Origin of the sequence: Roseobacter sp., assembly GCF_045106495.1 — a bacterium.
GTDB lineage: Bacteria > Pseudomonadota > Alphaproteobacteria > Rhodobacterales > Rhodobacteraceae > Roseobacter.
Genome location: NZ_JBGCEQ010000025.1, coordinates 1 through 12,327, shown reverse-complemented (window position 1 = coordinate 12,327; position 12,327 = coordinate 1). Strand labels below are relative to the sequence as shown.

Genomic DNA, 12,327 nt, shown 5'->3' with positions numbered 1-12,327 from the left:
GAAAAATGAAAAGCACCGTGTTTATAGCTTTGATTGCAACCACAGCGATCGCTCTCGCAGGCGGATCGGCCCTGGCAAAAAACGCCCGCCATGGCGCGCCGGTCGATTTTGAAACCTTGGATACTAATGCCGACGGCCAGATCACCATGGAAGAAATGCAGTCACAGCGTACCGGGAGATTCGCATCAGCGGATACCGACGGCGACGGTTTCTTGACGCAAGATGAGTTGGAAGCTGCTGCGTCGGAACGGGCCAAAGAGCGCGCCGGCAAGATGATCGAACGTCATGATGCTAACGCGGATGGAAAGCTGTCTGCAGAGGAATTGGAAAGACCCGGTCGCGGCGATCGGCTCTTCAACAGAGCCGACGCAGATGGCGATGGCGCGATCACCAAGTCGGAATTTGATGAAGCTATGGCCAAAATGAAAGACCGGCGTGACCGCAAGGGTTCGAAATAGGTGCCGACGACCTGATCCTCCGGTGTCCGTCTTGATTGACGGGCCCCGGCAACTTATCGATGTCCAGGATGGAAATGTCGGCCGAGCCCCTTTCACAGCTCTCAAATGATGCGCTTTTGGTGCTTTATGCCAATGGTGATGCACCGGCTGCGCAAGTTTTGACAACGCGTCTTTTACCTCGTGTTTTCAAACAGGCACGGCACATGCTGGGCGATGTGATGGAGGCCGAGGATGTTGCACAGGACGCGATGATACGTTTGTGGCGGATGGCACCGGACTGGCGGTCAGGCGAGGCACAGATTACAACGTGGCTCTTTCGTGTAACGTCCAATCTGTGCACGGATCGCTTGCGAAAGAGACGCGGCGTTGGTTTGGATGAAATCGCCGAACCCGCCGATCCATCTAAGAGTGTGACGCAGCAAATACAGGATCGCACCCGCGGAAATGCTTTGCAGAGCGCTCTGGATCAATTGCCAGATCGGCAGAGGCAGGCCGTAGTCTTGCGGCATATCGAGGGTTTGCCAAACCCGGAGATCGCCGAAGTTATGGAAATCTCGCCGCGTGCTGTTGAAAGCCTGACCGCCCGTGGCAAACGCGCACTTGCTACACTGTTGTCGGGGCAGCGCGCAGAATTGGGATATGATGATGAACCAGCATGATGATGAAGCAAACGCTGAGGTGGAGGCATTGTTGGGACAAGCCCAACACCAATCGCCAGATGTCCCCGCAACACTGATGGCACGGGTATTGGCGGATGCGGAAAAGATACGTTTGGATCGCGTCCGCGCGCCTGTCCATGACCGCGCGCCTAAGGCATGGTGGTCGGATCTTTTCGGAGGGTGGCAGGGCGTAGGCGGCTTGGTGGCTGCGACCTGTGCTGGGGTTTGGATTGGCGTCAGCCCGCCCGATACCCTGCCCGATGCCGGCGCTTTTCTACTTGGGTACGAGACGACGGATGTCACCTCCACAACAGCGGAATTGACCAGCTTTGGCTGGGATTTGGAAGAGGGTTGAAGAAATGACCAACGAGACGCCTCAAAAAGCGAAACTTTCGGGTCGCTACAAAGCGATTTTGGGTGTCTCGCTGGCAGTCAATCTATTGGTGGTCGGAATGGTTGCAGGAGCTGCTTTCCGTTTTGGCGGCGAGGGTGGGCCGCGTGATATGCGCTCGGCAGGCCTTGGTGCGTATGGGCTACCCTATATGATCGCCTTACCGCCTGAGGCGCGCCGCGAGATCATTCGAGAGATCAAATCGGAACGCAACGGCCAAAAATTGGACCGAAGCGCGCGCCGTGCCTTATACAATGACGTGTTGAACGCGCTGCGCGCCGTCCCTTTCGATGCCGACAGCCTTGCAACGTCGGTAGCGCAGCAGGCCGATACGACGATCAGCGTGCAACAATCTGCGCAATCGGCGTGGCTGGTCGTCGTGTCTCAGATGAGCGATGCCGAGCGCCAAGCCTATGCAGACGAGGTCGAAAACGCATTAAAAAAGCGACCCCGCGCCAAGAAATAGCCACTAGACCGATAGCAAGTGAAACCTAGATTTTCTCAAGCCGCAGGGCGATTGAGGTTTACCTGATTGCGCCCCTGCATTTTTGCGGCGTAGAGCGCTTTATCTGCGGCATCAAGCAAGATATTGGCGTCTTGTTGGGGCAGGGGTTGTTGCGCGGTCCGCAATCCACCGAGCGTCACTCCAATGGAAATGGTGACTTTTATCAATTCACAGGATCCTGGCACTTTGAAGCCGCGCCCGCCGATTTTGCGACAGAGCCTGCTGGCTGCAGCACGCGCTTCGGTCATAGGGGTCGCCGGCATAACGATCAGAAACTCCTCACCGCCAATGCGGGCAATCAAATCAACACCGCGCAAGTTGTCTCGCAACCGTTTTGCCGTCTCAATCAACACCGCGTCACCTGATGCATGACCATAGATGTCATTGATCTGCTTGAAATGGTCCAGATCGGCCACCATGACCGCAAAACTGCGACCGGTTGCTGCCGAATGCTCGGCAACACGCGACAAATGCGGCATGGCATAGCGGCGGTTGTGCAACCCCGTAAGCGGATCTGATACAGCTGCTTTCAAACCAGTCCGCACCGTGGCGCGCAACTGATCCGCAATGCGTTTGCGCCGAAGCATCGCCTTGATGCGTAGCGTCATCTCAATAGGTTCAAAACCGTCTGTCATCAGGTCATCTGCCCCAAGATCAAGCGCATAAGCGCCCAAACCGGGATCGGGACGCGCCTGCATCACAAGAACGCCTGCATGACGGGTGATAGCGGTGGCCCTGATAGCGGCCAGGAGCCGCAACACATCGCTGTTGGATGTATCGTTTTCACCCAAAGCCAGAATGAAAACATCTGGAACTTTTTCGGGCGAGAGGTCACGCAACGCCGTCTCCGGTGCGGAAAAGGTCAGATTTGTGCGCAACTGCGGGCGTAGCAAGTTAACCCAATTATGTGCGACATTGGCATCTGCCCCAACCAGAATTGCCCGCCCAGCCGGGCCAAAATCCATGGTTTCTTCTGCAAATCCAAGAGCTCTTGAAGTATCATCGCGCATTTGCCATTCCGCCGCCGAGTTATGGGCGCGAATCAGACTGCGAACACGCGCCAAGAGTAAAGTATCATCAATGGGTTTCAGCATGACGTCCTGAACACCCGCTTCGAGCGCCTTCAGGCGCATATCTGCGTTGGGTCGGCAACCGACGACCATCATTGGGATGGCGCGTGTTTGCGGACTGCGTTTCAAGCGGCGGCAAAGCTCTGCCGCGTCACAATCCGGCAGTGCCATGGCGGAAATAACCAGATCGGGGTCATGCCTGAGGGCCGCAACACAGGCTTCATCTGCTGTGGCAGCGTGTACGACTTCATAGAACGCGGAAGCGAGTTTAACCTTCAAAACAATGCGATTCGTCGAAATTGCATCAACTATTAAAATCTTGCCTTGCACGCTTTTTGCGTCCTTTTCTTGAAGGTATCCGCTGGTCGACATTGCGCTGAATTTGGTTAACAAACAGTTTCGAATTTTTGGCAAATTATGGACAGATGATTATGGCGACGCGAGAGTCCGCAGAGGTGTTGGCACTACAGGTGCTGGGGTGGCTGGCCGGGCACAACGAACTCTTGCCCGTGTTCCTCGGGTCGAGCGGTGCGTCCGAAGCAGATTTGCGAAACGGCGCTCAGGACCCAATATTTTTGGGCTCGGTTCTCGATTTCGTGATGATGGATGATGCCTGGGTTGTTGAAGTTTGCGATCAGATCAACGTGCCCTATGATACTGTGTTCCAAGCGCGCCAGGCGCTGCCCGGCGGCGAACAGGTGAACTGGACATGAGTAGAATAGAAGCGGTTCTTTTCGACAAAGACGGGACTCTCTTTGATTTTGCCGCAACCTGGGAAACTTGGGCAGCCAGTTTTCTGGATCGCCTGACAGATAACAGCGATTCCGCGGCGCAAATGGGCGCTGTTATTGGGTTCGACTACCATGCCCGACATTTTGCAAGAGACAGTGTTGTCATCGCTGGTACACCAGGTGACGTGGCGGAAGCATTAATGCCATTTATCCCAGGGCGAACTTTATCCGAGATCATCGAATTGTTGAACGAAGAAGCTGCAGTTGCCCCGCAGGCAGAGGCCGTTCCCCTAGTTCCTTTTCTCTCTAGACTGATCAAAAGCGGAATGCGGCTAGGGGTGGCAACAAATGATGCCGAAGCACCCGCGCGTGCACACCTCAGCTCGGCGCACATTCTTGATATGTTTGAATTTATCGCAGGATTTGACAGCGGCCATGGCGCCAAGCCAAGCACCGGACAATTGATGGCTTTTGCAAGACACGTGCAACTGGCACCTGAGACGATCGCAATCGTCGGCGACAGCACCCATGACCTGATTGCTGGACGCGCGGCCGGTATGCATTGCGTCGGGGTTTTGACAGGGCTTGCGCCACGCGATGCGCTAGAACCCCATGCGGACGTGGTATTCGATGACATCAGCCATTTGCCGCGTTGGATTGAAGCCCAAAACGAATAACTTTCTCATCTAGTGCGTCGCATAATGTTCGGCAAAAACGACTGATTGCGTCGCGAATGAGACGGCCATCTAGCCGGTGCTCTGTCCTTTATTGCCTAGTAACTGCAAGAAAGGCCGAGCAATGGCACATGCCGGGAGAAAAAAAAGATCGCGCAGCGGTGGTCGCGCGGGGGCTGCAACAAGGCGGGGAACGGCGATCATCGAGCAAATGCCATGGCAACCTCCCGTCAACCTCGATCGCCCAACAGAACCCTTGTCGCCCGAAGGCGTCGAAGCCATTCATGATGGTGCGATGCGCATCTTGGAGGAAATCGGGGTTGAATTTCTAAACCTCGAAGCTCTTGAGATTCTGCGCAAAGCAGGCTGCGCAACCGATGGCACCAATGTGAGAATGGGTCGCGACTTCGTGATGGAATGGATTGCCCATGCGCCATCAGAGTTCACGCTGACGCCACGTAATCCGGATCGAAAACTGACCATCGGTGGCAAGAACCTTGTATTCGGTAACGTGTCTTCCCCGCCGAACTATTGGGACATGGAGCGCGGCACCAAAGTTCCGGGGACCCGCGAGATGTGCCGGGACCTGCTGAAACTGACGCAATATTTTAACTGCATCCACTTTGCAGGCGGTTACCCTGTGGAACCAGTGGATCTACACGCTTCGGTCCGACATCTGGATGTTTTATACGACAAACTGACTCTGACCGACAAGGTCATGCACGCCTACTCCCTAGGAAAGGAGCGTGTCGAAGATGTCATGGAAATGGTTCGAATATCGCAAGAACTTTCGCATGAAGAGTTTGATTTATCCCCAAGAATGTATACAAATATCAATTCCACTTCCCCCTTAAAACACGACATCCCAATGCTCGATGGCTGGATGCGCCTGGCGCGGCGGGGCCAAGGACTGGTGGTGACACCATTTACTCTGGCTGGCGCTATGGCACCGGTCACAATGGCTGGTGCAGTGGCACAATCGCTTGCCGAAGCCTTGTGCGCAGTCGTGTTGGCTCAAATTATCAATCCCGGGACACCAGTGGCGATTGGCACATTCACCTCGAACGTCGACATGAAGTCCGGCGCGCCGGCCTTCGGGACACCGGAATACATGCGCGCTACGCAAATGACGGGCCAGCTTTGTCGATTTTACAAATTGCCCATGCGCTCCAGCGGTGTCTGTGCTGCGAACGTACCGGACGGCCAGGCGATGTGGGAAACATCCAACAGCCTCTGGGCCGCGGTGCAATCGGGAACCAATATGGTTTACCATGCGGCGGGTTGGCTTGAGGGTGGACTTATTGCTAGCCCCGAAAAATTTATTATGGATTGCGAGGTTTTACAGCAAATACAGAGGTATATGGATCCCGCAATTGTTGCAACCGGGCCAGATGAGATTGCTTTGGACGCAATTAAATCCGTAGGCAACGCAGGTCACTTTTTTGGGATTCAGCACACGCAGGATCGCTACACAACGGCGTTTTATCAACCCTTTCTGAGCGACTGGAAGAACTACGAAGGTTGGGAAGTTGCCGGCGCAGTCTGGACGCCCGAACGCGCGCACATCATGTTCAAGGACATCATAGCCAATTTTGAAGCACCTGTAATGGATGAAGCCATTCGCGAGGAGCTTGCAGATTTTGTGGCACGTCGGAAATCTGAGGGCGGCGCACCTACAGATTTCTGAGAAGGCCAGACGCCCATTTATTGATACAATTTGATATATAGGGCGTTTATTAACCTGCCCGGTGCATAGTTCGATTAACTGTCGAAAGAGAAACCAATGCACGGTCTGGTCAATAGAGCAATTCAAAGTTTTGTCACCGATTGCTATGGCATCGGGCAGTGGAAAGCGGCAGCCAAACAAGCAGATGCAGGTGTTATCGAATTCGAGGCGATGTGGGTGTACGAAGATGCCCTGACCCCGAGGCTGCTAAACGCCGTTTGCGATGTGCTGGATAGACCCTATGAGGAACTGTTAGAAGACATTGGCAACTACTTGGTGTCTCATCCAAATTTGCAATCACTGCGACGGCTATTGCGATTTGGTGGCGTAGATTTCGTCGAATTCTTGCACTCGCTGGATGATTTGCCAGATCGTGCACGTTTGGCTGTTTCTGACCTGGACCTCCCACGTCTTGAACTTCGCGAGCATAGCCCTTTTCGGTATAGTTTAAGGTGCGATGGCCTGGTTGTCGGGTGCGGACACCTGCTTACGGGCGTTTTGCGTGCAATGGCAGACGACTATGGCGCATTGGTGTTCTTAGAATATGAGGGATCGCACGACGGTGTTGAGGTCGTTGCGATAGCATTGTTAGAAACTGATTTTGCAGAAGATCGTGGATTTGAACTTGCAACAGGTGTGCAATGAACCAGTCAAGCCCTTTCCAAAAGATGCTCGATGTCATGTGTCCAATGCATCTGGTTTTAGGCAAATCAGGTCACATTTTATCTACAGGTCCAACTGCAGAAAAGCTCTTGCTTGGGGAACCGCTTGTTGGAAAGCGGTTTCTTGAAGTTTTCGAGGTGAAACGTCCGCATTCAATAGATTCTTTGGATAAATTGCGTGCAAAGGCCGGTGGCAAATTGCACATGCAATTGCGAACTCCACCGCATCGTGAGCTTAAGGGGGTCCTGATGGAGGGTCCCGAAGAAAATGAGATGGTCGTGAATCTGTCTTTTGGGATCTCTGTTGTAGAAGCGGTTCAAGAGTACAAGCTATCGGCTGCGGACTTCGCTCCTACCGATTTGACTATTGAGATGCTTTATCTTGTTGAAGCAAAATCACTTGCTATGGAAGCGTCGCGCCAACTCAACCATCGCCTGCAGGGCGCGCGTGATGAGGCACAAGTGCAAGCGTTGACCGACACGTTGACGGGTCTCAAAAACCGCCGCGCAATGGACCAGGTTCTTGGCGACTCGATTGACAACAAAGAGAATTTTGCGTTGATGCATATGGACTTGGATTTTTTCAAAGCCGTCAACGATACAATGGGACATGCAGCAGGAGATCATGTGTTGCAGGTGGTTTCATCGATCATGGTGACGGAAACCCGAAAACACGATTGCGTCGCGAGAGTCGGCGGCGATGAGTTTGTGTTACTTTTGCGCGACTTGGATAATGCCAAAACAATTGATCAGATTGCAATGCGGATCATCAGAAAACTCAGCCAACCCATTCAGTTTGAAGGCAACGTTCTCAAAGTTTCTGCCAGCGCGGGAACCGCGCTTTCCAATCAGTATGATTACCCTGACGCGGAACAAATGCTGGCGGACGCCGATCTGGCACTTTACGAGTCAAAACACCTAGGGCGCGGCCGTCACACTTTCTATTCCGGAGCACTTCGTACCGATAGCGAATTAGTGGACAACGAATCGAATTTGGATGAAGTCGAGCGGCGCGCCTAGTACAACGCAATACCTACTATTTTTTCGACTATGCCCATTGCTGTATTGTGCGTCGACATAATATTTACTTTATAAATCAGTATATTGGTGAGTTTTCGACGATTCCTGATCACACGGGAATGGGTAATTCTACTAATGTCACAATATAAATTGAACGATTACCATGCCTCCTCGACTATGGCTGCGGTGAAGGCAATCAGGCTGAAACCAAGACGTGGTCGTGACATGGGTTCCTTAGGGCGCTCAAAAAGTGTTTTTTTTGCGAGTAGGTCCAAGTTTGTGACAGAAGTGTTTTCTCCTGACGGGCGCGCGCTCGCGCTTCTCTCTTCTGAGTTGCAGACGTCGGCAAGCTATTTTTTCTGCGCCTTAGAGTTATCCAGTGCGGATTTACAGATGCGCTGCGGCAGTGACAAAAAGTTTGGTCTAAACATGTGCAAACAGGCGAGTCTAATCGCCGAACACATCATTGGATTACAAAAGCCACTTTTCATTGACGATATTTACGCTCACCCTTTGATTGGGCGGAAAGACATTCTTTTCGGTCATTGCTTACGGTCTTTTGCGGGAATACCGGTTGGCTTGCGCGGGAAGGGCGCGACTGGCACATTGTGCACTGTAAGCACGAAATCGCTACGTTGGAACAATGATCATATGACGGCTTTGCAGAAAGCTGCTAAGATGATGCCGATGATTAATGAAACCTGAGGTCACGTTTGATCGAGACACTTAAGAGCCGCTTGCGTCAGCTTATTCAAATTCAGTCCAGGAAATTTTTTTGTTCAATCTGCTTTTTTCAATCATATCGTGTAGCACGTAACCGAAGTGGTGACACAGTTCACCCTATTCGGACGCCGTACTTAACAATGGTTGATCCTGTAAGTTGGCCGATTTTGGCGCAAAAAGAAACGCGTCATCAATGAAGCTCTCTCTTGGAATGATCCTGGCGCTATGTTTGGCGGGTTTGCAATTCATTGCTGTTACAATTGTGGTTTTTTCGTCATTTTTGACGTCTGAACGCGTTTTACTGGACCATGCTCGCGAACTTTTGAGCGACGTTGGAACCAATACAATCGAGCATTCCAAGGGTTTTTTGAAACCTGCAAAAGGGGCCGCTGAACTGGCACGCCGCCTTGCTGAAAATCAGGTTATTTCCAGTGACGATCGTGCACAGCTTGAAAAGCTTTTGTTCCAGCAATTGCAGATATCTCCCCAGTTCTCCGGCGTGTTTTACGGAGATCAAGATGGCAACTTTGTCTACGTGATGCGCAGTAGCGGACCGGGTCCCTTTCGATCAAAATTTATTAAACAAACGGATGAATTCCGTTCGGTCGAATTAATTTGGCGGGAAAACGACTACAAGATTGTTGAAACGCGTTCGGACCCAACTGATACTTATGATCCCAGAGAGCGCCTTTGGTACATTAATGCGCGTACAGCAAATCAGAGTATTTGGACCGATCCTTACATCTTTTTCACCTCGCGACAGCCCGGCATAACCGCTGCCTCTCCAGTAGTCGACGCAGAAGGGAAAATCCGAGGCGTCGTTGGTGTTGACATTGGCATACATGCCATTTCTGAATTTTTGTCGCGTTTAACTATAGGAGAAAGCGGCAAAGCACTGATTTTAAATAATAATGGTGATGTCATTGCCCATCCCGACCAAAGCCTAATTCGAAAAGAAAACCCGGACGGCAGTTTTAGTTTCGTAAACATTGGTGAAATTGGTGATCCGGTGGCGCGAGCCGCGTTTGGCGACTTAGTGTCCCAGCAAGACATTTCGGTCCAAACTGAAGTGTCGTCACGCTTTGATTTCGGCGGGTCGACTTATGTCTCTATGATCATGCCTGTCATCAGCGACGAATTACCCTGGACAATAGCGGTTTATGCTCAGGAAAACGATTTTACAGGCGAAATCAAAGCGAACCGCACTCAAAACGTTTGGATTGCGGCCTTTATTGCTTTGATGACGGGTGTCTTCGGCTTGATCTTGGCGAACTACATTCACAAACCGGTGCGCGCGTTTGCTGTACGCGCATCTTTGGTATCTCAGGGCGAAGTGTCATCCTCGGAACCATTGCCAAAAACGTATCGAGAGCTTGAACGTGCAAACGAGACACTTGTTCAAGCCATCGCTGAACGAAAAATTTCCGAGGCTGAATTCGGGCGTACTTTCGATCTGGCATCGCGGGGTATGGCGCAAATTCAGGCTGGAACAGGCAAATTGATACGGGTCAACGCAAAGTTTGCTAGCATGTTAGGGTATGAAGAATCCGAAATTTTGCAACTGACCGCGCATGATATATCCCATCCCGATGATCCTGTGTCTGCGTTTTTCTTCAAAGACGGCAGTCATGAAAAATCTGGCTATCTGCATGAAAAACGTTTGCTGCGCAAAGATGGCACGATTATTTGGGTGAGCGAAAATGTGATCATAATTAGGGACGATAGTGGGAAGCCCTTGCATGCCGTGGTCACGGTGGATGATATTTCCGAAAGAAAGGCTGCTGAACGCGAAATCGAACAACTGAATTGGGATTTGTCGCATTCCGCACGTGTTAATGTTATGGGCCAGATGGCAACCAGTCTCGCGCATGAACTCAATCAGCCGCTGCTGGCTATCACGCAGAACATGGATACGGCGCTCTACGCATTGCAGAATGACTCTGAAGATAGAGACACCTTGAAATCTGTGTTGCAGGAAACGGACCGCCAAGCGCATCGCGCAGGAGACATCATCAAAGCACTCAGGGGATTCGTAAAAAAGGACGGTGTTGAAAAAGCAGAGTTTGATTTTGAAGAGCTCTTGGAACAGACGCTTCATCTGGTACGCTCTGAGGCAAAGGAAAACGGGATAAAAATTGATACTGACGCGCAAGGGCTGGACCCGGTTTACGGATCTCGTGTGCAGATCGCGCAAGTTTTACTCAACCTTCTTCGAAACGCCATTGAGGCGATCGCAGGAAGCGATGACACAATAAGAAAAGTTCATTTGCGGGCAGAGAACACTGCGTTCGGGACACTAATTTCAATAACTGACTCGGGCCCGGGCTTGGATGAAGGTGCGAATTTGTTTGAACAGTTCGAGACTACTAAAGAAGACGGAATGGGGCTTGGTCTTTCCATTTGTCGCACGATCGTAGAAGCGCATGGCGGAAAGCTATGGTACCAGCGAGATGCAGAGAGCAGGGCCCGGTTTTTGTTCTCACTTCCTTCTCTGACGCCGAAATCCCTGCAGGCGAGGCAAGATGACGTCGAAGTCTGAGCAAACAGTCTTCATTGTTGATGATGACGCCGATATTCAGGTTTCTTTGTCGCGGGCTTTGACGACACGCGGATACACCACCTGCGTTTTCGGATCGGCGCAAGCGTTCCTAGAAGCGTATGACTCTGACATTTCGGGATGTATAATCCTGGACTATGGGATGCCTGGAATGTCTGGCCTCGAGTTGCAACGTTCTTTGGTCGCACGCGGCGCGACACTGCCAATAATTTTCATTACGGGTCATGGGGGAGTACCGGAATCGGTACAAGCCATGAAACTGGGAGCCATCGATTTTCTGGAAAAACCTTTCCGACAAGAAGTGTTGCTCAAGCAGATTGATGCCGCGTTAAAGCAAGATGCCGAAAGCCGTCGAGGTCGGGACAAAGCCAGAATTGCAAGGCGGCGATTTGAGAATCTGACTGATCGCGAAAGAGAAATAGCTGAACTACTCGTGTCCAATCCCTCCAGTTCCTCCAGTAAAGATGTTGCGCGACAACTCGACATCAGCCCACGCACAGTAGATCACCACAGGGCGCGCATTCTGGAAAAAATGCAGGTAAATTCTGTAGCAGAACTGGTTGATCTGTCCATCACGACAAACCTTTTCCACAAATCCAGCGCGACCTATCCAATAGGTAATTCTACCTAGGTAACCACGCTCATTTACCTAATTCCATTGCTGGTACAGTGTGAGAACACAGTGTGGGTGTTGGGTGTTCCGCGCGATTTTGGCGCAATCAGTTGCCGAGTATCTGAGGTGTTGTGATCAATGCGCGCCTCAGTATGGTTCACATCCCTAGTTTGTATCAGCGTTCTTGCGAGTATAAATAGGAAGCACGTCGTCGTCTGTATTGCACTGTCAGACGGCGACGTGTCTTCTAGTTTGGAAAACTGCCGATGTTTGTTTTTGCGATGCGAACATCTTGAATACGTTGTGATCGCAACTTTTCCAAATTTCCTTGCTAAAATGTAACGCGTCGAGGCACCACTGTCTCGGAACTGGAACACTCACAAAGTCATTCTCAGCGGAGACGGTCTCTTAGGAGACTACATAGTAGGAGATACAGCTGGTAGCCCGTAGGGGAATCGAACCCCTCTTTCCAGGTTGAAAACCTGGCGTCCTAACCGATAGACGAACGGGCCACATGGCTGTGAGCGGTTGATTAGGC

The 12,327-nt window shown here is 51.6% G+C and carries 13 protein-coding genes and 1 tRNA gene; 12 read left to right on the top strand and 2 right to left on the bottom strand.

Features of this window, described 5'->3' with window-relative positions; all coding sequences use genetic code 11:
* Nucleotides 1–5: 5 nt before the first annotated feature.
* The 4 genes from AB8B75_RS16110 to AB8B75_RS16095 all read left to right on the top strand — a co-directional run bounded on the left by AB8B75_RS16110 (nucleotide 6) and on the right by AB8B75_RS16095 (nucleotide 1,974).
* Nucleotides 6–458: an EF-hand domain-containing protein gene (locus tag AB8B75_RS16110; RefSeq protein ID WP_405363761.1), complete on the top strand. Its 453-nt coding sequence runs from the start codon at nucleotides 6–8 to the stop codon at nucleotides 456–458.
* Between the two features lie 68 nt (nucleotides 459–526).
* Nucleotides 527–1,117 carry an RNA polymerase sigma factor gene (locus AB8B75_RS16105; RefSeq protein WP_405363837.1) on the top strand — a complete coding sequence of 197 codons (591 nt, stop codon included), beginning with the start codon at nucleotides 527–529 and terminating at the stop codon, nucleotides 1,115–1,117.
* Nucleotides 1,104–1,472, top strand: coding sequence for a hypothetical protein (locus tag AB8B75_RS16100; RefSeq protein ID WP_405363759.1), 369 nt, complete (start codon nucleotides 1,104–1,106; stop codon nucleotides 1,470–1,472). The genes AB8B75_RS16105 and AB8B75_RS16100 overlap by 14 nt, the downstream gene beginning before the upstream one ends.
* Nucleotides 1,473–1,476: 4 nt before the next feature.
* Nucleotides 1,477–1,974, top strand: a complete 498-nt coding sequence (locus AB8B75_RS16095; protein WP_405363757.1) for a periplasmic heavy metal sensor — start codon at nucleotides 1,477–1,479, stop codon at nucleotides 1,972–1,974.
* Between the two features lie 35 nt (nucleotides 1,975–2,009).
* Here AB8B75_RS16095 and AB8B75_RS16090 read toward each other — a convergent pair whose 3' ends face one another.
* On the bottom strand, nucleotides 2,010–3,455 hold the full coding sequence (locus AB8B75_RS16090; RefSeq protein WP_405363755.1) for a diguanylate cyclase: 1,446 nt from the start codon (nucleotides 3,453–3,455) through the stop codon (nucleotides 2,010–2,012).
* A 56-nt stretch (nucleotides 3,456–3,511) separates the two neighbouring features.
* Between AB8B75_RS16090 and AB8B75_RS16085 the strand changes: the two genes are divergently transcribed.
* From AB8B75_RS16085 to AB8B75_RS16050, 8 genes are all read left to right on the top strand, one after another.
* A complete protein-coding gene (locus AB8B75_RS16085; RefSeq protein ID WP_405363835.1) occupies nucleotides 3,512–3,796 on the top strand; it encodes a DUF3572 domain-containing protein in 285 nt (94 codons plus the stop codon).
* On the top strand, nucleotides 3,793–4,491 hold the full coding sequence (locus AB8B75_RS16080) for an HAD family hydrolase (protein WP_405363753.1): 699 nt from the start codon (nucleotides 3,793–3,795) through the stop codon (nucleotides 4,489–4,491). Before AB8B75_RS16085 ends, AB8B75_RS16080 begins: the two co-directional genes overlap by 4 nt.
* Before the next feature lie 121 nt (nucleotides 4,492–4,612).
* Nucleotides 4,613–6,175 (top strand): trimethylamine methyltransferase family protein, encoded by a 1,563-nt coding sequence (locus AB8B75_RS16075; protein ID WP_405363751.1) that lies wholly within the window; start codon nucleotides 4,613–4,615, stop codon nucleotides 6,173–6,175.
* Between the two features lie 96 nt (nucleotides 6,176–6,271).
* Nucleotides 6,272–6,859: a heme NO-binding domain-containing protein gene (locus AB8B75_RS16070; RefSeq protein ID WP_405363749.1), complete on the top strand. Its 588-nt coding sequence runs from the start codon at nucleotides 6,272–6,274 to the stop codon at nucleotides 6,857–6,859.
* Between the two features lie 266 nt (nucleotides 6,860–7,125).
* Nucleotides 7,126–7,896: a diguanylate cyclase domain-containing protein gene (locus tag AB8B75_RS16065; RefSeq protein ID WP_405363747.1), complete on the top strand. Its 771-nt coding sequence runs from the start codon at nucleotides 7,126–7,128 to the stop codon at nucleotides 7,894–7,896.
* A gap of 135 nt (nucleotides 7,897–8,031) precedes the next feature.
* Nucleotides 8,032–8,601: a hypothetical protein gene (locus AB8B75_RS16060; RefSeq protein WP_405363745.1), complete on the top strand. Its 570-nt coding sequence runs from the start codon at nucleotides 8,032–8,034 to the stop codon at nucleotides 8,599–8,601.
* Between the two features lie 385 nt (nucleotides 8,602–8,986).
* The gene (locus tag AB8B75_RS16055; RefSeq protein ID WP_405363744.1) at nucleotides 8,987–11,158 is read left to right on the top strand and encodes a cache domain-containing protein; all 2,172 of its coding nucleotides are present in this window, start codon (nucleotides 8,987–8,989) and stop codon (nucleotides 11,156–11,158) included.
* Nucleotides 11,142–11,807, top strand: coding sequence for a response regulator transcription factor (locus AB8B75_RS16050; RefSeq protein ID WP_405363743.1), 666 nt, complete (start codon nucleotides 11,142–11,144; stop codon nucleotides 11,805–11,807). The genes AB8B75_RS16055 and AB8B75_RS16050 overlap by 17 nt, the downstream gene beginning before the upstream one ends.
* Nucleotides 11,808–12,226: 419 nt before the next feature.
* Here AB8B75_RS16050 and AB8B75_RS16045 read toward each other — a convergent pair.
* A tRNA-Glu gene (locus AB8B75_RS16045) sits at nucleotides 12,227–12,301 on the bottom strand.
* Between the last annotated feature and the right edge of the window lie 26 nt (nucleotides 12,302–12,327).